The 26,733-nt window shown below is 65.8% G+C and carries 12 protein-coding genes; 7 read left to right on the forward strand and 5 right to left on the reverse strand.

Annotated elements, in window-relative coordinates:
* Positions 1 to 68: 68 nt before the first annotated feature.
* Positions 69 to 1,241: a 4-hydroxybenzoate 3-monooxygenase gene (gene pobA, locus EG244_RS13445; protein ID WP_124965508.1), complete on the forward strand. Its 1,173-nt coding sequence runs from the start codon at positions 69 to 71 to the stop codon at positions 1,239 to 1,241.
* Position 1,242: 1 nt separating this feature from the next.
* Here the strand turns inward: pobA and EG244_RS13450 are convergent, their stop codons facing one another.
* A complete protein-coding gene (locus EG244_RS13450) occupies positions 1,243 to 2,172 on the reverse strand; it encodes a LysR substrate-binding domain-containing protein (protein ID WP_124965509.1) in 930 nt (309 codons plus the stop codon).
* Positions 2,173 to 2,262: 90 nt separating this feature from the next.
* On the opposite strand from EG244_RS13450, the gene pcaD reads away from it, so the two are divergent.
* From pcaD to EG244_RS13480, 6 genes are all read left to right on the forward strand, one after another.
* Entirely contained in the window at positions 2,263 to 3,048 is a 786-nt protein-coding gene (gene pcaD / locus EG244_RS13455; protein WP_124965510.1) for a 3-oxoadipate enol-lactonase, read from the forward strand.
* Positions 3,045 to 3,425 (forward strand): 4-carboxymuconolactone decarboxylase, encoded by a 381-nt coding sequence (pcaC, locus tag EG244_RS13460; protein WP_124965511.1) that lies wholly within the window; start codon positions 3,045 to 3,047, stop codon positions 3,423 to 3,425. Before pcaD ends, pcaC begins: the two co-directional genes overlap by 4 nt.
* A complete protein-coding gene (gene pcaH / locus EG244_RS13465) occupies positions 3,422 to 4,150 on the forward strand; it encodes a protocatechuate 3,4-dioxygenase subunit beta (protein WP_124965512.1) in 729 nt (242 codons plus the stop codon). The genes pcaC and pcaH overlap by 4 nt, the downstream gene beginning before the upstream one ends.
* A gap of 3 nt (positions 4,151 to 4,153) precedes the next feature.
* The gene (pcaG, locus tag EG244_RS13470; protein WP_124965513.1) at positions 4,154 to 4,753 is read left to right on the forward strand and encodes a protocatechuate 3,4-dioxygenase subunit alpha; all 600 of its coding nucleotides are present in this window, start codon (positions 4,154 to 4,156) and stop codon (positions 4,751 to 4,753) included.
* A gap of 53 nt (positions 4,754 to 4,806) precedes the next feature.
* Positions 4,807 to 5,865, forward strand: coding sequence for a 3-carboxy-cis,cis-muconate cycloisomerase (locus EG244_RS13475; protein WP_124965514.1), 1,059 nt, complete (start codon positions 4,807 to 4,809; stop codon positions 5,863 to 5,865).
* A gap of 169 nt (positions 5,866 to 6,034) precedes the next feature.
* On the forward strand, positions 6,035 to 6,448 hold the full coding sequence (locus EG244_RS13480) for an acyl-CoA thioesterase (RefSeq protein ID WP_124965515.1): 414 nt from the start codon (positions 6,035 to 6,037) through the stop codon (positions 6,446 to 6,448).
* A 165-nt stretch (positions 6,449 to 6,613) separates the two neighbouring features.
* On the opposite strand, the gene EG244_RS13485 is transcribed toward EG244_RS13480, so the two are convergent.
* From EG244_RS13485 to EG244_RS13500, 4 genes are all read right to left on the reverse strand, one after another.
* Positions 6,614 to 7,255: a response regulator transcription factor gene (locus EG244_RS13485; protein ID WP_124965516.1), complete on the reverse strand. Its 642-nt coding sequence runs from the start codon at positions 7,253 to 7,255 to the stop codon at positions 6,614 to 6,616.
* Entirely contained in the window at positions 7,242 to 8,600 is a 1,359-nt protein-coding gene (locus EG244_RS13490) for a sensor histidine kinase (protein WP_124965517.1), read from the reverse strand. Before EG244_RS13490 ends, EG244_RS13485 begins: the two co-directional genes overlap by 14 nt.
* A 48-nt stretch (positions 8,601 to 8,648) precedes the next feature.
* Entirely contained in the window at positions 8,649 to 9,152 is a 504-nt protein-coding gene (locus EG244_RS13495) for a hypothetical protein (RefSeq protein WP_124965518.1), read from the reverse strand.
* A 223-nt stretch (positions 9,153 to 9,375) separates the two neighbouring features.
* Complete coding sequence (locus tag EG244_RS13500) at positions 9,376 to 26,634, reverse strand: leukotoxin LktA family filamentous adhesin (protein WP_158617309.1); 17,259 nt, start codon at positions 26,632 to 26,634, stop codon at positions 9,376 to 9,378.
* Between the last annotated feature and the right edge of the window lie 99 nt (positions 26,635 to 26,733).

The raw sequence follows: 26,733 nt of genomic DNA on the forward strand, positions 1-26,733 counted from the left end.
CGCCTGCGTCCATTAGCACCGGCGGGCTCAAAGTTCTATGTAACGCTCAGGTAAAGGAGCGAGGATCTATGAAAACTCAGGTCGCCATCATTGGGTCGGGCCCGTCAGGGCTGATGCTGTCGCAGCTGCTGAACCGTGCCGGGATCGACACGGTCATCCTCGAGCGCTCCAGCCGTGAGCATGTTCTCTCGCGCATCCGCGCCGGGATCCTCGAATGGGGTACCGTCAATCTGCTCCGCGAAGCCGGCGTCAGCGCGCGTCTGGACCTTGAGGGCATCCCGCATGACGGCACTATCATTTCCGATGGTGATCTGATGGTTCACATTGATTTCAAAGAGCTGACCGGCAAGCGCGTCATGGTTTACGGCCAGACCGAAGTGACCCGCGATCTCTTTGAAGCCCAGGACAAAATGGGCACCACGATCATCCATCAGGTCTCGGATGTCGAAATCCACGACCTCGATGCCACTCAGGCCCGCGTCGATTTCACCACCCTGGAAGGCGAGCGTAAAAGCCTGACCGCGGATTGGGTTGCGGGCTGTGACGGCTTCCACGGCGTCAGCCGCAAGACCATTCCCGCTGAGAAGCGCCAGGAGTTTGAGCGGGTTTATCCCTTCGGCTGGCTGGGCATCCTGGCTCATACCGCGCCGGTCAATGATGAGCTGATCTACGCAAATTCTGAGCATGGCTTCGCGCTGGCCTCGATGCGCAGCGAGACCCTGGTGCGCCACTACCTCCAGGTGCCGCTGACCGACAAGCCGGAAGACTGGTCGGACGCGCGCTTCTGGGCTGAATTCAAGCGCCGCATCCCGGCTGAGGCGGCTGCTAAAGTCGTTGAAGCGGCCTCGATCGAGAAATCCATCGCGCCGCTGCGCAGCTTTGTGTCGGAGCCGCTTCGCTGGGGCCGCCTGTTCCTCGTGGGTGACGCCGCGCACATCGTGCCGCCGACCGGTGCCAAGGGTCTGAACCTTGCGGCTTCGGATGTGTATTACCTGTACAACGCCCTGGTTGAGGCGATCCAAAAAGGCTCGCACAAAGGCGTTGACGATTATTCCGCCCGCGCGCTGAACCGGATCTGGAAGGCCATGCGCTTCTCCTGGCAGATGACCACCATGCTGCACCGCTTTGATGATGAGGACGGCTTCGCGGCACAGATGCGCAAATCGACCCTGCGCCATCTGGCGGAATCGGAAACCGCACGCAAAGATCTGGCGGAAAACTACGTGGGCCTGCCCTACTGAGTTACGACATCAGGCTTTCCTGACGGATCGCGGCCTTCTCCAGGGCCGCGATCACTTCTTTCAGCAGCACCGGCGTTTCCCCATCCTGCGGACGGCGTGAGACCCCCACCGGACCGCCCAGAAGCTCGTTCTTCAGCGGTAAAATGGCCAGATGGCCCGCCACCACATCGGCCCGCACCACCCCTTCTGAGATGAACCAGACCGTATCGGACTGGCGGAGCACCTCGCGCCCGAAGGGCAGCGAGACATTCTCAAAGGCGGGCGCAGGGGTGCCCAGCCCCGCATTGTGCAGCCAGGCCCGCACCGATCCCGCGATCACCGCCCCCGTCGGCGGCAGCATCAGCGGATAGCGGCGCAGATCATCCGGCACCCAGCCCGCCGCCCCCGCCAGAGGATGGCCCGCCCGCACCACCGGGATCACTTTTTCCCAGTAAAGCGGCGCGAATTCGATGCCCTCAGCATTCCCGGCAGGGGGCATGCGGCCAACGATCAGATCAAGCTGCCCCTCGCGCAGCAGCGACAGCAGCAGCCAGTTCGGTCCGGTCATCACCTCAATCAGCACCTCGGGACGGGTTTTTCGCAGGGCAAGCGCCGCCTCGGGCACCAGACCAGAGGCCGCCGTCGGCAAAACCCCCAGCCTGATCCGCGCCTGGGCCGCCGCCGGGCTTTGCACCGCCCCTTGGGCGCGCTGCAACTCGGCCATCGCGCCCCCGGCATGGGTCTGAAACACCTGCCCCGCCGGGGTGAGAGCCAGTTTCCGCCCACTGCGGTCAAAAAGCGTGACCTGAAGGATCTCTTCCAGCTCGCGGATCGTTTTGGAGGCAGCGGGCTGGCTGATGCGCAGATGATCCGCCGCCGCCGAGAGAGAGCCCAGCCGTGCGGTTTCCAAAAAGCACGACAGATGTCGCAGGCGCAGCAGCGGGTGCAGCATCTCATAACCCCGGAGTTATATGTTTTGCCGAACATTATAATTTAAAACGACCAGTGGCCATGGCATAAGAAACAAAGCCGGAGGTTTGCCATGCAGTTTCTCACCCGTCCCGACGCGCAGCTTCACATCCGCGACGAAGGTCCGCGCGATGGCCGCGTGGTGGTTTTCGCCAATTCGCTCGGCACCGACCTGCGGGTCTGGGACCCGCTGATCGCGCTTTTGCCCGCCGGACTGCGGATCATCCGCTACGACAAGCGCGGCCATGGCCTCTCGGATGCAAGCCCTGCGCCCTATAGCGTGGAGCTGCTGGTGGAGGATGCGGAGGCGCTTTGCGATCATCTCGGCGTCAGGGATGTCACCTTCATCGGCCTGTCGATTGGCGGGCTGATCGGTCAGGGTCTGGCGGCAAAGCGGCCTGATCTGGTGAAGGCGCTGGTCCTGATGGATACGGCGGCAAAAATCGGCTCGGCTGAGATGTGGAACGCCCGCATCGCCGCCGTGCGTGAGGGCGGCCTTGCCCCCATGGGCCCCGCGATCATGGAGCGCTGGTTCACCGCGCCCTTCCGCGAAACCCGCCCCGAGTTTGCGCTTTGGACCAATATGCTGACCCGCACCACCGTTGAGGGCTATGTCGGCTGCTGCGCGGCCATCGCCGGGGCCGACCTGACGGAAAGCACCCGCGCGCTGACCCTGCCCGTTGAGGTGCTCTGCGGCGATCAGGATGGCTCAACGCCCCCCGATCTGGTGCGCGCCACGGCAGAGCTTTGCGGCGCGCCCTTCCGCCTGATCCCGGACGCCGGCCACATCCCTTGCGTTGAGCAGCCCGGGGCCACCGCCGCACTGATGAAAGATTTTCTCGAAAGGACCGCAGCATGAGCCGTTATGACAAAGGCATGGAGACCCGCCGTGCCGTGCTGGGCGATGCCCATGTCGACCGCGCGGAAGCCAATAAAAGCGCGTTCTCAACGCCTTTCCAGTCGCTGATCACGGAAAGCGCCTGGGGCACCGTCTGGGCGTCCGACAATATCTCGCGCCGTGAGCGGTCGATGATTACCCTGGCACTGCTGGCCGCGACGGGTAACTTTGAAGAGATCCCGATGCATATCCGCGCCACCGCCCGCACCGGTGCGACGAAGACGGATATCATGGAAGCCTTCCAGCATGTCGCGATCTACGCGGGCGTGCCCAAAGCCAATCACGCCATCAAACTGGCGGAAGCGACCTATAAAGAGATGGAGGCAGCTGACAAATGAGCGACCAGGGCCCGCTGATCCCGCGCAACCGCGACATGCACCCGGATCCCTATTTTCCGGATTACAAAACCTCGATCCTGCGCTCGCCGAAACAGGCGCTTTTGTCGATGGAATCGGGCCACTCGGAAGAGACCGGCCCGACCTTTGGCCATTCGCTGATCGGGGCGCTGGACAACAACCTGATCCTGAACTGGTCAAAAGACGGCTCGCCTGCGATCGGAGAGCGCATCCTTGTGCATGGCCGCGTTCTGGATGAGAACGGCCGCGCCGTGCCGAACACCCTGGTTGAGATCTGGCAGGCCAATGCCGGTGGCCGTTACCGTCACAAAAAAGACAGCTATCTCGCGCCGCTTGATCCGAACTTCGGGGGCTGTGGCCGCACGCTGACCGATGAAAATGGCCGCTATCAGTTCCTGACCATTCGCCCCGGCGCCTACCCCTGGCCGAACCGTGGCAATGACTGGCGTCCGATGCATATCCACTTCTCGGTCTATGGACACAGCTTTGGCCAGCGCCTGATCACCCAGCTTTACTTTGAAGGCGATCCGCTGATCGACCGCTGCCCGATTGCCGCCACCGTGCGCAACCGCTCGCAGCTTGAGACGCTGGTGGCGCCGCTTGATATGAACAATTCGCGCCCGCATGACTTCCTGGCCTATAAGTTCGACATCGTGCTGCGCGGCCGCCGTCAGACCATGTTTGAAAACAAACTTGAGGGGATGTGAGCCATGGTTCAGAAACTCGATTTCCTGGTTGAGACGCCGTCGCAGACCGCAGGCCCCTATGTCCATATCGGCCTGATGCCGACCTATGCGGGCAATCCGGGCTATTACCACGAAGAGGTCGCCGTCTCGCCGATCGCTGAGGGCGCGCAGGGTGAGATCATTGAGATCACCGGTCAGGTCTTTGACGGCTCGGGCTGGGCGATGCGCGATGCGCTGATTGAAAGCTGGCAGCCCGATGCGGCGGGGATCTTCCCGGGCCAGCCCGGTGCCGATCCGGCGGTCTCGGGGCTTTGCCGTTTTGCGGCAGATGCGGAAAGCGGGATTTTCACGCTGCGCACCGTCAAGCCGGGCGCTGTGATGGCCCGCGGCGGTAAGCTTCAGGCCCCGCATATCTCGCTTTGGGTGGTGGCGCGGGGCATCAATGTCGGCCTGCAGACCCGCATCTATTTTGAAGATGAGGATAATTCTGCAGACCCGCTGCTGGCGCGCATTGAGCTGCGCCCGCGTGTAGAGACGCTGATCGCCAAAAAGACCGCTCCGGGCAAATATCGCTTTGATATCCGCCTGCAGGGCGAAGGCGAGACTGTCTTTCTCGATATCTGAGCCTGCAGCGGCCCGGTCTCCGGGCCGCTTCCTTCCTGTAGAAAGGCCCCGCCATGAGCCATGTTTTCACCCATCCCTGGCTGGCAGGGCTTTTCGCCGATCCCGAGACCGCCGCTCTCTGGAGCCCTGAGGCACAGCTTGTGGGCATGCGCCGTTTTGAGGCCGCCTGGTCACGCGCCCTTGGCCGCGCCGGTCGGGTTGATGCTGAAAGTGCCGAAGCTGCCGCCCGCGCGATTGAGGCGATGAGCTTTGATCTGGCCGATCTGCGCGAGGGCACCGGCCAGGACGGGGTGGTCATCCCGCGTCTCGTGGCGCAGATGAAGGCCGCCGCAGGTCCGGCAAAGGCGGCCGTTCACTCAGGGGCCACTTCGCAGGATGTCATCGACACCAGCCTTGCGCTGTCGATGGCGGCCAGTCTTGATCTCTTTGAAACCCGCCTTGCCGAATTGAACGCGGCGCTTTTGCGCCTCAGCGCGGAATTTGGCGACAGCCCCCTGATGGGCCGCACCCGGATGCAGGCCGCAACAGAGATCACCGTTGCCGACCGCATCGCCCCCTGGCAGCAACCGCTGGAGGCGCATCTGCAGCGCCTGCGCGAGATGCGCCCGCGGGTTGCCCGCGTCCAGATCGGCGGCGCCTCAGGCGATCGCCGCGCCCTTGCAGCGGAGGCCGATCAGATCACCCGGGAGGTCGCAGGCGCCCTTGGCCTTGCCAATCCGCCCCGCGCCTGGCACGCGATGCGCGACGGGGTGGCAGAATTCGCAGGGCTTTGCGCGCTGATCAGCGGCACGCTGGGGAAGATGGGCCAGGATATCGCCCTCATGGCGCAGCAGGGCATCGGTGAGATCAGCCTCTCGGGGGGCGGCAGTTCTTCGGCCATGCCGCATAAGCAAAACCCGGTGCTGGCGGAACTTCTGGTCACTTTGGCCCGCTATAATGCCGGAAGCCTTGGCCAGATCCACCAGGCCATGGTGCATGAGCAGGAACGCTCAGGGGCTGCCTGGGCGCTGGAATGGATGGTGCTGCCGGGCATGGCGGAAAGCACCGGCCGGGCGCTGAGCGTGGCTCAGACGCTTTGCAGCCAGATCCGCCGCATCGGCACGCCCGCCTGAGGCTTGATCTCTGCGCGCAATAATCTTGCGCGCAGGATAATTTCAACATTCAAGACCCGAATGTAAAAATATGTCGCGTCATCGTGACGCTTTGGCATCTTGTGATCACTGCATTACGTAGCGTCACATCAACCGCCCCGGCGGAGCCCGCGTCCTCAGGGAAAGAGCCATGGACCTTCTGACACCCCACGCTGCCCCCGCGACCGGCCAGGAAATCACCCTGCGCACCATCGCGATGCCCGAAGACACCAATCCGGCGGGGGATATCTTCGGCGGCTGGCTGCTGTCGCAGATGGATCTGGCAGCCTTTGCGCGCAGCTCTGAGTTCTGCGGCCACCGCACCGTGACCGCGGCCGTGCGCGAGATGACTTTTCGCAAGCCGGTGAAAGTCGGCGATACGGTGCTGATCCATACCGCGATCCTGAAGACCGGCCGCACCTCCATGACGCTGCAGGTCGAAGCCTGGCGCCGCCACCGCCAGACCCCACCCGAAAAGGTGACCGAAGGCGTGTTCATCATGGTGGCCGTGGATGACGAAGGTCACCCCCGCCCGCTCAGCCTGCCCGCCGATCTTCCGGCATAAAGAAGGGCCGCGACAGATCGCGGCCCCCCGGCCCAGGCTTTGGCCCCGTCGGGATGTCTTCGCGCGGGCACCCGATCGCTGTCACCCTCATGAGGTCGGGGCGCATCCGGCAAGCCCGGCATCACGCCCCGGACGGAAGACTAGACTGCACAGGCTCTTTCGCCCTCAGGCGAGGTTCAGCCCGATCGCAATCCGCGCGGCATCCACCCGGCTGGTGATGCGCAGTTTGCGGTAAAGTTCCTTGGTGTACTGCCGCACCGTATGCTCTGAAATCGTCAGATCCCGCGCAATCTCGCCCGAGCGTTTGCCCTTGCCCAGAAGGGCCAGAACTTCCGTCTCGCGCCGCGACAGCTGCCGCAGAACATCCGGCGAAACCTCCAGCCCCGCCGGAGCGCCGGCCTGACGCATATCTTCCAGACGCTGCAGGCGGTTCTCCAGCGTCACCTGCAAAAGCGTCAGATCGACGGGCTTCAGCAGGTAATCATCCGCCCCCGCCCGCAGCCCGCTCAGCATGTCCTCGCGCCCCACAAGGGCCGTCAGCAGCAAGACGGGCGCACTCTTGAGGACGGCCGGATGGGCGCGCAGACGGCTGACCATCTCCAGCCCCGACAGGCCTGGCAGCATCACATCGCAGATCACGCAGGAGACGCTGGCGGGGGGCAGCGCCTCAAGGACGGCCAGCCCCGCCTCGCCGCTCTCCGCGCCGAAGGCCTGGTAGCCCAGGGCCTCCAGTTCTTCGACAAGTTCGGTGCGAAAATCGGCTTCATCCTCAATGCAGAGAATGCGCAGAGGGTCAGGGCGCGACATGGCGGCTCTCCAGAGGCAGACGGAAGGTGAAAACAGAGCCCTCGCCCAGCACCGAGGTGAAGCTTAAGTCCCCCCCGTGCAGCGCCAGAACCGTGCGCGACAGGTTCAGCCCCACGCCCGACCCAAAGAGGTTGACCGCATTGGACGCGCGGTGAAACCGCTCAAAGATCCGCGGCTGATCCTCTTCGGGGATGCCGATGCCCTGATCGGTGACCGCGCCGTAAAGCGCGCCGCCCTCGCTGCGCAGCTGCAGGGTCACGGGGGAGGCCGGGTCGGAATATTTCATCGCATTGCTCAGCAGATTTTCAATGACCTGGGCGATCAGCACCGGATCACCCGGACAGGGGGGCAGATCATCGGGGGCCTCGACAGGGATCGGGCGGGCATAGCCAAGGCGGCGCATATCGCGGATCACCGTCTCGCAAAGCACCTTCATATCAATGGCTTCGCGCTGGTCGCTGATCTCAACCCGGTCGATGAGCGCCGCACGGCTGACACTGCTGAGGAGTTCGAGAAGCCGCGAGGTGGCCATAGTCACGCTTTCGGCTTTCTGGCGCACCTGGGCGGGGGTGAACTGATGCGCGCGCCGCTTCAGCCGCTGGCCGATCATATTGATGACTGACAAAGGCGTGCGGAACTGATGCGACACCGTGGTGATGAAGCTGCGGTAGATCTCTTTGGCGTGCCGCTCTGTGGCGAGGGCCTCGTGCAAAGCGCTGGTCCGCTCGGCCACGATCCGCTCCAGCCCCTCCTGGTGTTGCTGCAACTGCTCCGTCACCCGGCGCTGGCGCACGAGCGAGCGTAAAAGCCAGGCCCCGAGTGCCAGCCCCAGGGCCATGCCCGCCAGCGATGAGGCCAGCAGCCGCTCGCTGGCCGTGCGCATGGTGTCATACTGCCGCCCGAGAAGATCACGCTCTTCGAGCATACTGGCATTGGCGAGGGTGGAGCTGGCGCTGGCCAGCCGTTCCATCTCCCGCGCAAGGGTCTGGCGGCCGGCGGCCGGAAGCTCCTCCGGAGCGACCCGCAGCGCGATGGCCAGCCGCGCGAAAGAGGCGTAAAAGGCGTCGAACTCGGCCTCCCGGTTGTGGCGGCGGAAGAAATCCCGCAGCGGCTCTTCCGAGATCACCCGCACCCGGCTTTCCAGCATATCGAGCCGAAAGGAGAGGTCGTCCCAGTTTCCATCGGTGCGGGTGCCGCGCTCCAGCAGCAGCGAGACGGTCAGAGCTTCGCGGGTCACCTGCGAGAACATCCAGACCATATTCTCGCCGGTGTTATCCGAGATCTGCCGCGCAATGGTGCGCAGCTCGCTGAACGACAGCACCATCAGCACCAGAAAGCTGGCCACACTTCCCAAAGCGAGCAGATATATCCCGGCGACACGTCTCACGGGGCGTCAGACGACGATGATCACGGCCAGCTGCCAGGCCCAGCGGTGATCATAGCGCAGATCCTGCAGCACCGGGTTGTCGTCGCGCGGATAGACCAGCCAGAGCGGGCCTTTGTCCGAGCGCAGCATCGGGCTGCCGTCCATAGAGCGGGCAAGAAGCGGGTTGAAGATCGCACAGTCTTCGGCGGCGATCTCAACCTCATATTCATTCAGCGCCCGCAGGCGCAGCCTGCGCCCGGCCAGCGCGGCCTCATCAAAGCCTGCGGCGGCCAGCAGATCTTTCAGCGCGACGCCTTCAAAAAGCCGCGCCCCCTCCGTCCAGGCGGTATGGGTGCGCAGTTGCGACTGCGGCAGCGCGGCAAAGTCTTCTTCCCTGAAGCGCGTCTCACCCTGGCTGCTCTGCACCCGCAGCAGGAGCGGGCTCCGGGCCTGAGTTGCGGAGGGAACGGCCAGGCCTGCCGCCGCCAGGATCAGCAGGCGGCGGCGGGAAAACGCAGAAATCGTGTTCACAAAAGCCTCATATCTTACCAGGCCCGCGTCCCCTTGAGGACGGGGGGCCAAAATTCTTCCCGTAACACTACACCGTTTAATGAAAAAGCGACGAGCGAGGCTGGCCTCTCCGGGATCGCAGGTTCGCGGACGCAACGGGGCATTCTGGCACAAAGCGCCGGCGATCGCGAATGAAAATGGCGGGGAATCCCCCGCCATTCTGCTGAAATTCCAACGTTTTACGTCAGCCCTGATCCGGCCCTTTCACCGCGCCAAGAATCAGCGGAGCCCGGTCAAGCCCGCGGCGAAAGCTCTGCCAGCCAGGGCTCAGGCGGAACTGGAGAAGCGGCTGCGCCTCGCCTTCGCCATCAGAGCCAGCGGCCGCCCCTTCGCCCGGCGTGGCAAGGGGGAAGGTCCCCGCCCCGGCGGCCAGGATGCTCAGCCGCTCGGTCAGACCCCGCGCGGTCTCTTCCGACAGCACCTCGCGACCGTTCAGCACAAAGCCTGCCCGACGGGTCTCCAGCGCCAGAACCGGATCCGCCGCCAGCACCGCGCCGGTGCCGAGATCGACATTGACCCGGGCCTGCGGACCCAGCCACAGCTCCAGCTGGACCTGGCCGTCGATGCCCGCAAAGACCCGGCTCAGACGCAGCTCCTCGTCGCCGCGGATGATGCGCTGGTCAAGCTGGGCGTCCTGCTCGGCGAATTGCACCTGGTTGCCGCGGTGGACCAGAACGGCATCCTGGCTGACCGGCCCGTCGAAGTAGATCGAGCTTTGATCGCGCAGCCCGCGGTCGAGGCCCTGGCGCAGATCTGCCAGATCCCCGGCCGTCGGATCACCGATACCCTGGCCCGCCACGGTCTCAATGCGGGAAACCGGACCGATGTCATCGCCGTTGTCGCGGACGGTGGCATCGATATGGCCATTGGCCTGCGCCGCCGTCAGCACCGCGTCGATCTGATCAGAGGTCATCTCAACCCTTTCGGCCCGCGCAAGGCCCAGGGTGATCGCGCCGCCTGCCGTCACATCGAGCCGCGCCGCAGCCCCGAGATCCTGCCGCCCATAGGCCGCAAGCCCTGCAAGCCCGAGGCCCGCCTGATCCGCGCCGGTCACCGACCCGATGCCAAGCGCCGTCACCGTGACGTCACCGCTGGCGCTGATCTGCGCGAGATTGCGGCCCTGAAGCGCCGAAGCGGTCAGATCGCCCGCGCTGGCCGTCAGCCGCAGATCGGTCCCGGCAATCGCATAGCGGATGTTCAGCCCCGCCGTGCCGGTCAGATCAATCGCCCCCCCCGCATAGGCCGTCAGGCTGCCGAGCGTCGGCGTGGTGATCTGCCCGCTCGTGCCCGAAAGCCCGGCGATATGGCCGCTCAGCGCAAAGAGCTGCAGCTCATCCGCCGTCACCGGAGCCGCGCCGATGTTGAGATGGCGGTTCGCCGTCATCACCACCTGCGAGGCCCGCATCGCGCCGCCCAGCGTCAGATCATTGAGCACCAGAAGATCCAGCACCCGACCCGCGCTCAGCGCCTCGGTCAGCAGATCGCCTGCGTCGGTGATGTGAAGCTCCCCCGCAACATCCGCCGTCAGAACATCCAGCGCGGTTTCCAGACGCTGCGCGCCCCTGCCCACATCATGGGTCGAGATCAGCTGCAGACGCGCGCCGGTGATATCGGTGCCCGAAGCCGCCGACAGATCCAGCGCACCGCGCAGATCAAGGCGCAGATCCCCGGCGCCAAAGCGGATGACATCCGCCCCGACCAGCGCAAGTCCGGCCTCTGCCCCGATCTCACCACCCGTCGCCAGCGAAAGACGCGAAAGGCGCGTGTCCGCCAGAAGCTGCGCATGCGCGCCGCCCGTGGTCGTGGTCAGGCTGACCAGACCGCCGGTCCCGGTCTGCAGGATCTGCAGCGCCACCGAAGCGCCCCCCACCGAGGCCGCCGAGAGCGTCAGATCACGCTGGCTCAGATGGCCGGTGCTTTGCGCGCGCTCAACCGTCAGATCGCCCGCGACGTTCAGATCGAGCGCCCCCGGCGTGACCAGACGGCCCGCCAGCGACAGATCTGCCTCTGCCCGGATCGCCATGGTGCCGCTCACCGCCGCGGCGGCGATGCGCGCATCTTCAAAGATCCGCACCCGCAGATCGCCCGCCGTCCCGGTCAGGGTCAGCGTCCCCAGGCTGCCGTCGGTGCCCCGTTCCAGCTCAAGCCCGAGAGCCTGCGACAGCGTGCCGATCGCGCCCGCGCTCAGCAGGATATTGCGCGCCACGATGCGCGGCGTGGCCGTGGCAAAGGCATCGGTCATCGCGCCGGTGGCGGTCAGATCGACGGTCGCTTCGGAATAAACCTCCGCCAGCGTCAGCGCATCCTTGGCCGAGAGGCGGATATCGCCCTTCGCCCGCAGGTTGGCCCGCCCGCCCGCGGTGATTTCGACGCTCAGGCGACGCGCTGCGCTGCCGATTGCGCCCTCTGCGCTTTCCAGCACCAGATCTCCGGCGGTGATGATATCGGTGCCGCTGGTCCGGCTGCCCTCAATGGCGCCCCCGGCCCGCAGCGTCACACCGCCGCCCGAGGTAATGGTGCCCAGCCGCAGCCCGTGCTCCGAGCCGATAAAGACACTGCGCCCGGCGGTCTGCGAGCTGATATTCAGCACGCCGCTGCCCAGACCCGTGGCCGCATCACGGCCCCCCGTCAGCGCGACGTTCAGATCGTCAAAGCGGCGCAGACGCATGGTGCCGGTGGCCGCGTCATGGGTGACGTTATGGGCGAGAGCCCGGCTCAGAAGCAGCAGGTTTTCAGTGCTGATCGGCTGCAGCAGATCGATCACGACATCATCGAGATCCTGGCCCACGCCGTCTCTCGCCATGAGAGAGACCGAGCCGTAGGCGCTGACATTGCTGCCTTCATTGCCCTCCTGGGTTGAGGTGTTACGCCGCACCACCGCGGCCGAGATCGCCCGCAGCATCTGCCCCTGATCAAAGAGCGCCGCCGTGGTGATGGCCTCACGCTCTGCCGCATCTGCGGTATAGGTCCAGCCGGTCTGCCGGGCGCTTTCGCCGTCAAGGCTGCGCCAGAAGGCCTGACGCTCTGCGGTCCAGGCGGTGATGTCTGCATCCAGCGTATCGGTGCTCAACCCGCGCTCCCGCAACTCGCTGCGCTGCGCCTCCCAGGCGGCCAGCATCTCCGCACCGGGGCTGAAATCACCCGGCAGGTTGCCATTGGCCTGGTCGCGCGTTTCCCAGTAGTCGCGGTACATCCGCTCGCGCTCGGCCTCATGGGCGGCGATCATCGCCGCCGTCCGCTCACCCGAAGCCGTAAGACCCAGCTCATTCGCCCAGATCTGCGCCAGCTCCGCATTGGTGCGGAAATCGGTGCGGGCATCATCGAGCCCGTCCGTGATCGCCCCGCGGGGCGCCCGCAGCGTCACATCGCCCGCCTGCGAGATCACCCGCGCCACACGCAGATCACCTTCAGTTTCAGTGACATCAATATCGCCCGACGCCATGGCCGAAAGCCGGCCCGCCCCCTGCAGATCGATCCGAAGGCTCTCGCCCGCGCCGATGCCGCCGGTGGTCGAGGTCAGGGTGATGTCGCCACCCGTGATGCGGGTTCCGGCCTGCTGCAGCAGATCGCCCCGCGCCGCAAGCGACACCGCCCCGACCGAAGAGACCAGATGATCAGAGCGCGAGGTGGTGATATCGCCCACCAGCAGATCGCCGCGCACCGAAGCCAGATGGATGCCATCCGCCGCCCGCGCCGTGACGGCCTGCCCCGCCACCAGCGCGAGGTTCAGGGCCTGGCCCGCGCTGCCGATGCTGCCGCCTGCCGCGCTGAAGTCCATCGCCTGGCCCGAGAGCACGACATTGCCATTGCCCGCCGTGATCGACCCGGCACCCGAGTGCACCTGCGCCGTGCCGCCGTAGTTATTGACGATGCCGCCAAAGACCACCGAGCCCGCCGCATTGATGTCGATCGTCTGCGCCCCGGTCAGGGCATCCGCACCGCTGAAGACGATGTCGATGGCGTAATCTGCCTTCACCCGGTGCTCAAACTGCTCAACAGTGGTGTGCGTTTCGGTCCAGGTGTAATGGCGATAGCCCGAGCCCGCTTTCAGGATCGAAACGGAATCGTGGGTCTTTTTCTCAGCGCTTTTCTGTGTGGCGCTGCGGTCCAGAAGTTTGCCCTCAACGGCATAGGCGTAATCCGTGCCCGACAGACTGCCGCTGAGATAGGGCGCCTGCGCCACCACATTGACCGAAGGCGCGGTTTCATGGGTAATTCTGGTGACGGTATTGTCCCGATCCACCACACCACCGACCAGGATCAGCTCTTCGCGCCGTTTGGTAATGGTCGTTGTGGTCTCGGTGACATTGGTAAAGATGTAATCGCGGTCGGCCTTGGTGGCATAGGTATAGGCGCGGTCATCGCCGGCCTCGCGGGTGTATTCGCGCAAAACCAGCTGCTGACCGGCGGGGCGGGCGTAGTCATAATCCCAAAGCGAGATTTTGCCCTTGGCGCCCTTCGCCTGGCCGCTGGCATCCAGCTCTCCGCCGATCATCACCCGGCCAAGTTCCAGCGTATGCGCCGAGTGGCTCGCAACCTTCAGCGCGCTGAAGCCATCGAGCACCTCAATCCGGCCGTTTCCGGTCGAGAAAATATCGCCCACAATGGTCACATCGCCGCCAAGCGCCACGATATCGGCCACTTTGATACGCTTTGCCAGCGGATCCCAGGAGATCGCGGCATTGCTGGAGATATGGCCCATGGCCGCGGCCAGCCCCTGACCGGTGACCGGATCATAAAGCAGGATATCCGTGGTGCCGCTCAGCGACTGCAGCACCTGATCAAGCCCTGCGTGAAGGGTGATGTCATAAGCGCCCACACCCGCCCGCAGGGTGCTGTTGACGTTCACCATATCGGCCGAAATGAAGATGCTGGAATTGGCGAAGATGCCGCCGCTCTCGCTGGCGCGGGCGGGACGGAAGGCCGGGATCAGCAGGCTTCCGGTGCGGTAGGTGACCGAGGATCCCTCGTTCAGTCCGCGGACCCGCGCCCGGATCGCCGCCTCAACCGTGTTGAAATAAGCGCTGTGGGCGTCTTCGGGGTTCGCACCACCCGTCGAGCGCACGCCGGGCTGATATTCCATCGAGACCGAGCGCGCACCGGAGACGTTGATATCCGCCGCCCGCATCTCGCGGTAAATCGAGACATCGCGGCCCGAAGACCAGACCTCACCGCCAAGGTTGAAGACATCCCCCTGATGCAGCAGCCGCCCTTCGGCAGAACCCGCCTCAACACGGATCACGGGCTTTGCCGGATCGCTTTCCGCGCTGACAAGCGTCAGTTGCGGCGCAGTGCCACCCTGCGAGAGATCGGCCAGCATGGCGTTGTCTCTGATACGGGTGCCGTTGAAGCTGATGGCGCCGCCTTCGTAATTCTCAATCGTCAGATTGCCGACGGCGAGGGTGGCGGTGCTGCCCGGAGTGGCCTTCACCTCAATCAGCGCATCACCCGGTGCCACCAGGCTGCCGTTTCCGGCCACATGGGTGCCGCGCAGATGGATGTTGCCTGCCGAGGCGCGGATATCGCCCACGGTGATCTGCACGCGGTTGGCATCGCCGCGGATCTCATCAATCGCGGCCAGAAGACGCGCGCGCTCCATGGTCCAGGCGGCTTTGGCGATCTCATTGGAGGCGAAGGCCGGGGCATTCAGCCAGCCGTTGACCTCGGCCAGACGGTCGCTCAGGGCTTTGGTCGCCGCCGTTCCGGTCCCGGTGTCCCAGGTGGTCTGCGCATGGGCCAGAAAATCATCCGCGTAGTCACCGTAATGCGCGGTGTTCGCGGCATCGAAGTAAAGCACCTGGATATTGCGCGCGCCGGCCCGCAGATTGCCGTTCAGCGTCAGACCGTGGTTGCCCTGATCCACCGAAGTGCCGGATTTGATATCCAGCGAGACCGGATCACCGCCAAAGATGCCGCTGACCGCCGAGGCGATCTCGGCCATGACCTGGCGGTAAAGATCGGTGCCGCGTCCAAAACCGCGCACCAGGCGGTCGCCGCCTTCCGCCGCCACAACGATATCGCGCACGGCTTTGACATCGGCCCCGGCCGCGATCTCCACCGAAGAGACATCGCGGGCAATCGCATCGGCGTTCGGATCGGTTTTGATGGGGGCTGCGGTTTTGTTGTAAAGCCGCGTCTCGGCCTGCAGATCAAAGGTCTGCAGCTGCCCGCGGGCATAGCCCGCCAGCAGCTCGACATCCTGCGCCGCAAAGAGGCTCGCGCCCGCGCCGACCTGCACCCGGGCGGCCCCGGTGAAATCCGCCAGCGTGCTGCCGGAGGCGGCCCCCGCCAGACCGGTGGTCGAGACATTGGCATAGGCGAGGATCGTCACCTGATTGCCCGCCGACAGCCGCAGGCCCGCGTTGGAATAAAGCTCCGCATCCCGAATGCTCAGGATCGCATCCGAGCGTTCAGCGATGATCTTCAGATCGGCTTTCGGGATGGCGATGCCGCCATCGGCATGCAGTTCCGCCCGCTCAAGGATGTCGTATTCGTTCAGCGCCGCCAGCGACAGAACGCCGTCCAGCCCCGCCTCTGCGCCCATCTCAATCACCGCGCCATCGTCCAGCGTAAAGCGGTTGTCGACCGAAGTGCGCAGGGTCGAGGAGACCGCCGCGCCGCCCGCCAGACCGCCCGAGCCGCCATAGATCGTCGCCTTGCCGTCCAGCGCCCCGCGCGTGATGCGGGTCACTGAGGCCAGATCGGCGCTGCGCCGCGCGGTGAGCGTGGTCCCCGCGCCAAGGTGCAGGCTCTGCGCGATGCTGACGCCCGCGGTCTGCCGCGCGCCCGAGGCTCCGGCCAGATTGGCGGTGGTGGAGGAGACATAGCTCAAAAGCTCCGGACGGCTCGCGGTGATCAGCGAAATATCCCGCCCCGAAAGCGTAAAGCCCCCCGAAACCGTGCCGATCAGCGCCGAAGTCGCCAGACGCGCCTGGGTTTCAGCCGAGGCCGCAGAGCCTGCAAAGACGCCCTGCGAACCGGCGCTGACCCGGGTGGTATAGCCCGGCGCATTCAGCGTGTTGATCTTCACCCCGTCGCGCGCCAGCAGCAGATCACCGCTGCGCAGCCCGTCAAGCGTCAGGCTGACCGCGGCTTCCTCCCCCGATTTCTGGCCCGCAAAGGCTGTGACAGCCCCGGCCGCCACAACGCCCCCGGCTTTGCCGTCGCCGTTTGCCTGAAAGCGCAGCCCCTCGGCGAGCGTGTTGATGCTCAGATCGCCGTCGCTGGCGACCAGATCGCCGCGCAGGTTCGCCGCGACCTGATAGCCGCCCTTCGCGGTCGCATCCGCGCCGCCGCCCGCCCCAATGCCGCCCGCAGAGGAGCTGGCGGTGGCCCGCGCCCCTTCACCGCGCAGCGCGGTTTCAATCAGGATCGACCCGGCGCGGATCACGCCTTCAAAATCCGCTGTGACCTTTGCCGACAGCTCCGCCGTGGCCAGCGAGATGCCGGTTGCCACCGCGCCAAGCGCTTTGCCGCGCGCCACTGCGCTGAGATCGGGCGCGGCCTCCGTCACCAGCGACACCCGATCGCCCGAGATCGTCACGCCAAGCGCCGATGTCTCGGTGACCGAGGCCGCGACCGCGCGGGCATCGACACCGCTGGCCCCTAAGTAAGCACCGCCCGCCCCGGCCTCTGCCGTGACCGACTGGCGGGTCGCGTTCTTCGCCGAGACGCTGATCTGACCGCCCGAAAGGCTGCCCTCTGCGCCGCTTTCGCCCATACGGATGCGGACAAGCCCGCGGTCACTGACATGCGCCACCGCCGCGCCAATGCCGACAAAGCCGCCGCCTGCGTGGTTTTTCACCTCCAGCGTCGCGGCCAGATCGCGCAGCGCGGAAAGGGACACGCCTTCCCCGGCCTCGCTGTTCAGACCGCCGCTCAGATGGCTGTTGGCCCCGATGGTAATCGCGGCAGAGCCCGCAACCTCTACCCGTGCCACACCCACGGCAATGGCCGCGATGCCCGCCCCTGCCACGGTATGCGCGGTAGCCGAAATCCCGTCCGCGGCCTGGCCCTCACGCACCGAGATCTGCAGATGGCGCTGTGCCGCAACGGTGCTGTCGCGCCCAAGGCTGACCTGCGCCCCGGCGCCGGCATGGATCAGCCCGGTGCCGCTTGCGAGCCCGGCAATGCCGCCCGCGCCAAACGCGCCGGTGCTTTGCGTCACATCCGTCAGGCTGACCGCGCCAAGGGTGACATCGCGGCCGCTGATCTGCGCCGCATCGCCGATCACCACCCGCGCAGTGTCGGCCCCAAGGCTGCCATCAAGGTTCAGCCCCGCACTGCGCGCAAGCCCTGCGCCCTGCGCATCCCGCGCCCCTGCACCGGCCGCCAGACCGGAGGCATTGTCATCGCCCGCCGCGGCAAGGGCTGCCTGCACTTCTGCGACAGCCGCCTCTTTGGCGCGGCGCTCATCCTCTTGCACGGGTTGCAGCGTGCCGCCGATATCGATCGTGCTGACCGCCGCCGAGATCCCCGAGATCCCGGCTGCAGACCCCGCCGAGACCCCGACATCAATCTGCCGCGCCGATGAGGCCGAAAGCGCCACATCACCGCCCGCAATCAGGCTGGCCCCGCGTCCGATACTGACCTCAGCCGAGGTCGCAAAGCGCTGCACATCCACCGCAATCCCGGTTGCTGCCAGACCCGCCGCACTGATCGCGCCGGTGCGGGTGGCGCTTTCCAGCCGGTCCCTGACGCTGATCGAGAGGTCTCCCCCGGCCTCAAGGCTTTGATCCGCACCGATGCGGACGCCCGCCTTGGAGCCCGCAATCAGCGTCTGCGACACCACCGAGGTGCCGCCAAAGACACCGCCCGAGCCGCCCATGGTATCGGCCTCGATGTCCAGCAGATTGTCGGCGAGAAGCGTGACATCGCCCGCCGCAAGAAGGTTGCTGCTGAGAACGGCATCTTCCACGCCATTCACCGCTTCATTGGCGATGCTGCCCCGGATGCTGTCGATGCGGATCCCGGCTTCGCTGTCGGACTGCGTGACGGAAACCGCGCCGCTGCCGCCCACTGCTGCCGCGCTGAAAGCGCCGGTCAGGCCGGTATTTCTGGCCCGCGTCTGCGCCGTGATCCGCAGATCGCCCGAACCGCCCGCCATTCGCGGCAGCACATCCGTGCCCAGCAGATCCACCGAGGCCTGCGCCGCAAAGAACCGCGTGCTGACGGTTGAGGCCCCTGCGCCCACACCGGCTGCCGCCCCCGAGGTGCTGCCACCGATCGTCGTGTCGGCCAGCGCCGAAATGTCAACGTCACGGTTTGCCCCGAGGACCGCGCCGCCCAGGCGCACCTTCGCCTCATTTTCGGCGACAACCACCGAGATCGCCGCGCCGCCCGCGCCCAGACCCGCCGCAACAGAGCCGACATGGGCCTCGATGGTGGCTGTGCTCGTGGCTGCGATCACGCTGTCCTGGGCGGCATGGCCGCGCGCGGTGCTGCCCTGAGCATAGCCCAGATCGCTGCGCAGCTGGCCATCCGCCTGCTCGTTCAGCAGGATGCGGCCGGTGGAATAGCCGTCTTCGTCCAGATCACCGATCCGGACAGCGGCGCTGTCCTGCAGGACCACCGTTGAGATGGCCCCGGTGGCCGCGCCGATCCCGGTCGCGGCCATGATGGTATAGCTTTCAACGGTCGCGGCGCTGTCGGCGCGGATGCGCAGCCCGCGCGCAGCCTCTGCATCCAGACGACCGTCCTCGCCAAGTGCGGCGAGACGCGACTGATCGCCGATCCGCGTCTCTGCGCGGCCCTTAAAGACATTGACCGCAACCGCAGCCCCCGCGCCCGCAAGGCCGCCCACCGCAGCCCCGCCGCTCAGGGTGCCGATATCGCTGTCATCGCCGCCATCCATTGAGACGAAGGCCGTCAGATCCGAGGTGACATCCAGATTGCCGCGCGCCACCACATCCGCGCGTGTCAGCTCCGTCGTGACCTCCGACTTTGAGGTATTCGCAATCGCCGTGCCGACAACCGCCACAGCCCCGCCCGAAAGACCCACAGCCAGCCCGCCAAACCCCGCCGAAGCGCTGCTTTCAATGCGGCCACCGCCGCCAAGCTTCGCGCTCAGCCCGTCGTGGCGGGAGGTGACTTTCACCGAAGCCGTATTGACCGAGGTGGCCAGACCAAGCCCGGCAATCCCGGCTGCAACCACGCCGCTATAGGCGGTGAAATTGCGGTCACCCCGGGTCAGGATCTCAAGATCTCGGGCGAAAATCGTGGTGTCATAGCTGGTGTTGCTGACCTCTCCGGCCCCGACGTTCACAACCACCGCACCCGAAATCCCGGCGCCTGCGGAAATACCCGCACTCGCCGCCGATCCGGTGACCTCCAGATCCGAGGTGGCGCGCAGAGTGACATTTCCGGCGCGGCTCAGATCCGCAATCCCGGTCTCGCGGGTGTCGAAGGCGACGTCGCGCACCGCGGTGGCCACGCTGTCGTCGACATAGCTGACCGAAATCGCCGCCGAGACCCCGGCGGCACCGCCGAGCGCCAGAACGCCTGCGATGCTGTCGATATCGCCGGTCTGATCAGCCGCCGCAATCACATCCCGGGCATTGGTGGCAAGGGTTGCGCCATTGCCTTTCACCTCGGTCAGAAGGCCGCGCTTCATGACATTCACGTTCAGCGCCCCGGCCACCCCGGCCGAGCCACCGCCGCCAAAGGCAAAGGCATGGGTATTGATCCGCCCGGTCTGCAGCGCGAGGACCGAAACACTGCCCGCAAGGCTGCGCCCCGCGGCCAGCTCCAGCCCCGCTTTGGTCGCGCCGAACATCAGATTGACGGTCAGCCCCGCGCCGACCCCGGCCGCACCCCCCGCCGCAGCCGAACCTGCCAGCGAGGCGATCGAGGCCTTATCCTCAGCCCGCACCAGAATATCGCCGAACTGACCCGCCTGCTGCAGACGGATCTTTGCTTCTGTCACATCATCGGCGATGCGCCCGTTTGCACTGCTGAGGGCCGTGTCGAGGCCTGTAACCCCGGCCGCTCCGGCGTTGCTCTCCAGATCTGCCATGACCAGCGTCTTCGTGCCATCCGCGTCTTTGCGCGCGGCATCGGTGGTGCTGGCTTTGCCGGCTTCCGCCTCAGGGTCAAAGCTATGGGCGTCTTTCAGACCCGCGACATTGCTTTCGCGCCCGATCATGGTGAAGACGACAGAGGCCCCCACGCCCGCGCCGCTGCCTGCCGCGATCCCGATGGCGGCGGCCTGAATGCTGCCTTCCTTATAAGCCGTCACGCTCAGATCACCGGATTGGGTCAGACGGCTGGCATCAAGCCCGGCATAGGTGGTGTCATGGATCATCGCCAGCGAGACCGCAGCCCCCACGCCCGCGCCGCCCATTCCCACACCCGCCGCGCCGCCCAGAATGTCGATCCGGCTGTTGTTGGCGGCAGTGACGGTGATATCACCCGCCGTCACCGCATCGGTATCAAGCGTGGCTTCGGTCCGGTTGCCGATGTCTCCCACCGCAGCGGACACGCCCACACCTGTCGTGCTGCCCCCCGCCACCGTGGCCGCGATAGCCGCGATCTGCGCCTTGTTTACCGCACTCGCGCTCAGATCCGGGGCCTCACCACCGGTCAGGGCATAGCTGCCCCTGGCATAGGTGCTCTGGGCGATGACATTGGCCGCAATGGCGAGGCCAACCCCGACGCCGCCGGTGCCGACAGCCGCATTTCCGGCGATCACTTTGATGCTTTGATTGTCTTCGGCGATCTGCGTCACACTGGCCGCGTCGCGAAGGGTGCCGCCCTGAATATCGGCGCGGGTGTTGCCCGTGATCACATTCACCGAGACCGAACCCGCCACCGCCGAGCCCGTCGAGGCACTGACCGCCACCGAGGCCGAGCGGATTTTCCCCTCAGCCACGGCTTTGGCGGTCACCGCAGAGGCGGTGATGTCATTGCCCACAAGCTCTGTGGTGGTGTCATTGCTCAGGATCAGGTTGACGGCCAGGGCCGCGCCACCCGCGCCTTTGCCGCCCGCCGCCGCAGCCCCGGCGATGCTTTGGATATTGCGCGTCGAGGTCGAGGAGGCGGTGAAATCAGCGGCCCCCCGCACGGTCGAGCCGGTCATCCGGATGCCCGCATCCGCAACCACGGTATTGACGGTGATGCCCGCGCCCACCGCCGTGCCATCCGCCGCGCCCGCACCGGCCACGCCGAGACTGCGGATCTTACTGTTGCCGCTGGCCAGAATGCTGACCGAAGCCGCCGCATAGGGATCGGGCACTGCCTGGCTCGGGGCCGGAATGCGGCCCTGAAGGGTGGCGTTGTCGATTTTCACCAGGGTCTTGCCGGTGATGACATTGACCGCGCCCGCAGCGCCCACCGCGTTCTGCCGCCCAAAAGCCAGCGCCCCGGCCAGGGCCCAGATCTGCGCCTCATCGCGGGCGGTGAGTTTGATGGCATTGAACGCGCTCAGCTCAGAGCCTGCACCGATCTCAACCCGGGCATCCGCCACGATGGTATTGACCGAAGCCGAGCCTGCCGCCCCGGTTTTACCCGCACCCGCAGAAATGCCAAAGCCATAAAGCCGCGCGTTAAAGCCCGCCTCCACCGCGATATCGCGGGCGACCAGGGCCGCGCCGTTGCGCAGGCGCACAAGCGCATGGCGGTTGTAATTGTTCGAGCCGATCCCGATGCCGAAGCCCAGCCCCTGATCCATGCTCATATTGACGGCAATCGCGCCGCCCACGGCCAGCTGCCAGGACCGGTCCGCCGCCAGAAGATCGATGGTGCCTGCCGCGTTCAGCGCAGCGCCATCGACATCGACCAGGGTCTCGCCCTTCAGCAGGTTCATCGCGACCGAACCCGCGATGGCCTTATCGCCCTTTGAGGTGCCCGCACCGCCGACCGCGACATTGACCGTATGGCTCTCGTCTTTGGCCGAGACCTCTATTTTGCCCTCGTCCGAGGTGACATCCCCCGCCACCCGCGTCGAGACATCGCGCAGACCCAGCGTCAGGCTGAGCGCGCCCGCAAGGGCATCCGCGCCGTTCTGCGTCTGCAGCGCCACTGAGACCGCGCCGCTTGCGGCAATGGTCAGGCCATTGTTCTGCGCCGAAATCCCGACATCGCCGGTGCTGATCAGCTGCGCCCCGGCGGCAATCTCGCTGCGGGTGCTGTTGGAGACGATCACATTGGCCACGCCCGAGCCCGCCAGCGACAGCCCGGTTTTCTGGCTGCCAACCTCTGACGTCGCTTCGGTTGCCAGATCATCGAAGAAATCGATGTCTTCCAGAAGCATCATCTTTTCAATGACATCGTCGCCCACCAGCGGGTTCAGCGACATCAGGATGCTGTCATCTTTCTTGCCGCCACCGCCGTTACCGGGGGTCTGAGGCGGGTTTGCGGCCTCCGCCGTCACCGCGCCTGCGGCGGCCACACCGATATCAATGGCATTGTTCAGCGCTTTGACCGAAGCCGTGCCCGCGGCCCGGGTATAGCCCAACACATCGGCCATTTCGCCGCTGCGGTAGCCGATCCCGGCATAGACGTCGCGGTCCATATAATTGACGATCACTGCGCCGCCCACGGCGGTCGCGGGCGCGCCGCTGCCTGCCGCAGTGGCACCCGAGAGACCCGCCGCCACAGCCCAGTTGATGGTCTCGTCTTTTGCCTCAATCTTCAGATTGCGCGTCAGATCGATCTGCGCATTGCCCGAGACAAGGGCAGTGGTGTTTTTCAGCGTCACATTGGCGCCAAGCGACAGGCTGATGCCGGTTTCGCGCCCGCCGCGCCCGGCATAGACGATCTGGCCCATGAAGCGGTCATTGAGCGCGGTGACATTGAGGTCGCGGGCCTCAATCTGCGCGCGGCCCACTGTGGCGCTGATCGAACCGCGGTTCACTTCGGCCCCAAGCGTGCCGCCAAGCGCGGTGGCGGGGCCGTCGCTGGCAAAGGGGTTGTTGGTTGGCAGGAAGTTATTGCCAAAGATCATCGCCGAGCTTTCAGCGGCAGTGACACTGACATCGCCCGTCGTTGCGACCACCGCCCCATCAAGGATGCGCGCCGCCGTCGTGGCATTGGTCATGAAAGCGTTGAGCGACAGGCCCATAACGCTGTTTTGCGCCTTGTCATCCACCGGGAAACCCGGCGCAGGTGCCGCCTTGGGAGAGCGGGTCCCCGCCGAGATCACCCCGGAAGTGGGGGTGAGGCCCGAGAGCAGATATTCCATCAGATCCGGCATCTCAGGCTGGGTATCGAGCACCGCAGAGGCCTGGCCCGGCGCATCGGAATCGCGATCCTCCTGGGCATCCGAGAGCGCCTGGGCGGGCAGACCCTTCAGCGTCTCCAGCCGCGCGGCATAATCGCGCCACTGCTGCACGCTGTCCCAAAGCCCCATCAGCGCCTCGCTCAGCGATCCGAGATCGGTGGCGGCATTGACGGTGACGGTGCCGCCCTGGATATCGCCGCCCAGCTCCGCCTCGGTCGTGCTTCCCAGATAGCTGAGCGCCCCGGCGGCAAAAATGCCATCGGTGTGCTGACCGATCAGCTGGTCATAGCTCAGCCCCAGAAGATCGGCCTTGCGCTTGAGAACAAAGCCAAAATCGCCCATCCGCGCCACGGCACGACGCACCGGACCCGAAAGCGCCGTGGTGGTGCGGTAATCGAGCGATGAGCGGACTTTCAGGGACTGCACCCCCGACAGCGTCACCGCGCCGGGGGTGGCAAAGGCGCGGTAGCTGCCATTGCCGGAAAGATCGTGATAGCCGCCGTTCAGCGAGGCAAAGGTGTCGTCCTGGAAGCCATTGACATCAATACCAAAGCCCAGACCAAGCGTCTTGGGCTGCGAATTGGCATCCATGCCGAGATTGCGCTTGATCGCCTTGGTCATGCCGCTGATCAGCGGCTCGACATGGGGGTTTTTGGTGATGACGGCGGTGGTCGGATTGTTCTCGCTGACCGTGGCTTCCGTGACCCGCGAATTCGACAGATAAAGCGTCTGCGCCGTCAGATCGACGCCGCCGCCCGCATGCAGACCACCCGTGCTGCGATCCCCGCCCGTGCCGGGGCGGACGTTCACGGCGGCTTCGGTGTGGTTGCTGCTCAGCCCCACATTCAGCGCCACCGCCAGCCAGTCGGTATCGCCCGCATTGGCGCTGACCGAGGTGTCATGGCTGCGGACCGTTTTGGCTTCAAAGACCGCGCGGCCCCCGGCGCTGATCTTTTCGGCATCGACCAGAAGCTGGTTCTGAACTTCCTGAACGGTGACATTCAGCGCCAGCGTCAGGCCACCGATCTTGGCGCCCTTGAACTCCACCGCCAGCGCATCCCGCACGGTTGAGCGCAGGGCAAGATCGCGGGCCGCTGAGATCTGCGTGGCCCCGGTGATTTTCACCAGCGCCGTCGTGCTGGCATAGGCCCCAAGCGCCGAGACCGGCACCGGCAGCAGCGAGCCGGGCCTGGTCTCAACCATGGTTTCAGCATGGGCGCGGATATAGACATCCTCGCGCGGCGCACCGACCACAGCGGCCCCGGCCTCTGAGGCAGGCGGGTTCCAGTCGGCGGGCAGCGTCAGACGTTTGGTGCCAAGGATCGCCGGGCCATCCAGCGTCCAGACATCAGAAATCAGGCCCTGCGAGGTGATCGCAGCCTCTGCACCGCGCTCCCCCTCAGCCCAGTTGGTTTTGCCGTTCAGCCGCGCAAGGCCCGCCGCCGTCCGGGTGCCATCAGAGGTGATGGTGCTGTCGGTGATGGTCACCGAAGCCTTCGAGGCATTGACCGGGACCGAGACCACCAATTGCGCCGCCAGCGCCTTCAGCGCCGAGAAAGAGGCATTCTGCGCGGCCTCTTTGCCGGCATCCAGCAGCCCCTCCAGAATGTCGCTCAGCGCCGAGGTGGGAACCTCCTGCGCCGGGGTGTCTCCGGTGGCGGGAATGGTGATGGTCTCTGAGGTGAAGCTGTTGAAAAACGCATCCTGCAACCGCGCCAGACGCTCTTCGCTGGCCAGAAGTGCGGCGGCGTCATCCAGATCCGTCCCGGTGCCACTGCGCGCGACCGCATAGACCACGACCGCGCCACCCTGCAGCGTGGCGCCGGTCAGGGTGATTTTCGCCTCGGCATCGCGCACCGAGATGGGCCAGGCCTGGTCGATATTGTTATGCTCGGCCACCAGGGCAATCAGACCCGAGCCGCCGGGCGCAGTGGTGTCGATGCTGCCACCGCTCATGCTGATATCGCGGCCCCGGGCAATCACATCGCCGCCCGAGGTGGTCAGGCTGCCGTCGATCCGGATCCGCTCTGCCTCTGCAAGAACCTGCGCGCCGCCGGTGGTGAAGCCGCCGAGGATCCGCACCTCTTCGCCCTCCAGCATCACCGTGCCGCCCGCCGAGCCGCCCAGAACGCCCGCGCCCTGACCGCTGCCGCCCGCACCAAGGGTGAGCTGATCGGCCCCGAGCCAGACCAGACCGCCGGTGCCCTTTGCCTCCAGCTTCACCGCCCGCTCTGCCAGCAGGCTGTCTTTGGCGAACATGATGATATAGCCAGGACGGCTGTCACCATCGGCCCCGGCCACCAGCCGGGAATGCGCCTCATCGAGCTTCAGCGTGATCTCTTTGGCCTGAGCGGTGATCGCCGCCCCCCCCGCCGTGCCATTGCCCGCAGAGATCGCGCCGCCGATCTCCAGGCTGCCCGCAGAGCGCAGGCTGACCACACCGTCACGCACCACAACCCCGGCTGCGCGTTTCACATCGCCCGTATTTACCGCCGTCGGCGCATAGCCGCTGTCCGCACCGCCCGCGCCGCTGACCGTGACCTGGCCGTTCATCAGCATCCGTGCCCCGGCCCGCAGGCTCAGGGCACGCGCCTCAATCCGGCCGCGGATCTCAATGGAGCCGGTGCCGGGCTCTTCGCCGCCCGCGTCAATCTCTTCAACGTAATCGCCAAAGGACTTCAGCTGCAGACCCGAGCCAAGGCTGCCGATCATCTTATCGCGGTAGTCGCCCGAAGGCGTGGTCACCACCAGCCGCCCGGCCTGAACAGAGCCGCTTTCGCCCAGCACAAAACCGCCGGGCGTCACGAAGTAAACATCGCCCCCGATGGTCGTCGCACCATATTCAAAGCTGCGCACCGCGCCGTCGATGGCAACCCCGGCGCTGCCGCGCATGATATTGACGATGCGGTCAGAATTCTGGTTCAGGCGGAAGTTGACGGTATCGTCTTTTGCCAGATCGAAGCGGTCATAGACCATGACATCGGTCGCGCCGCCCGCCTTTTGCCCGGTGATGTCAAAAACCGACTGCCCGCCCGCGCTGCCTTGCGAAATGCCGCCGTTATAGCTGCCGGTTCCTGTGATCGCCGATTGCGCCACCGCATCCGCCCAGGCCGGGGCCATCTGCCCCGAAATCACCGAGGCAATCGCCAGCGCCGAGACCCCGCGCCGAAGGGCAGCGCGCAGGCCTGAAACGAGGACAGGGCGATTTTGCAGGGCATTGGTCATTGGAAAACTCCACATCGGCGGCAAACAGGGGCGGATCAAAAGAGGCTCAGAAAAGGCGCCGGACAAACCGGGATGGCCCCGGCTTTACGCCGGGGCCGG

This window comes from Falsigemmobacter faecalis (genome assembly GCF_003863335.1).
Classification (GTDB): domain Bacteria; phylum Pseudomonadota; class Alphaproteobacteria; order Rhodobacterales; family Rhodobacteraceae; genus Wagnerdoeblera; species Wagnerdoeblera faecalis.

Bases quoted from the DNA above. Each gene is read 5' to 3' on its own strand.
- pcaD (WP_124965510.1), top strand. From the start codon at position 2,263: ATGCAGTTTCTCACCCGTCCCGACGCGCAGCTTCACATCCGCGACGAA.
- EG244_RS13500 (WP_158617309.1), bottom strand. From the start codon at position 26,634: ATGACCAATGCCCTGCAAAATCGCCCTGTCCTCGTTTCAGGCCTGCGC.
- EG244_RS13485 (WP_124965516.1), bottom strand. From the start codon at position 7,255: ATGTCGCGCCCTGACCCTCTGCGCATTCTCTGCATTGAGGATGAAGCC.
- pobA (WP_124965508.1), top strand. From the start codon at position 69: ATGAAAACTCAGGTCGCCATCATTGGGTCGGGCCCGTCAGGGCTGATG.
- EG244_RS13480 (WP_124965515.1), top strand. From the start codon at position 6,035: ATGGACCTTCTGACACCCCACGCTGCCCCCGCGACCGGCCAGGAAATC.
- EG244_RS13475 (WP_124965514.1), top strand. From the start codon at position 4,807: ATGAGCCATGTTTTCACCCATCCCTGGCTGGCAGGGCTTTTCGCCGAT.
- pcaG (WP_124965513.1), top strand. From the start codon at position 4,154: ATGGTTCAGAAACTCGATTTCCTGGTTGAGACGCCGTCGCAGACCGCA.
- pcaH (WP_124965512.1), top strand. From the start codon at position 3,422: ATGAGCGACCAGGGCCCGCTGATCCCGCGCAACCGCGACATGCACCCG.
- EG244_RS13450 (WP_124965509.1), bottom strand. From the start codon at position 2,172: ATGCTGCACCCGCTGCTGCGCCTGCGACATCTGTCGTGCTTTTTGGAA.
- pcaC (WP_124965511.1), top strand. From the start codon at position 3,045: ATGAGCCGTTATGACAAAGGCATGGAGACCCGCCGTGCCGTGCTGGGC.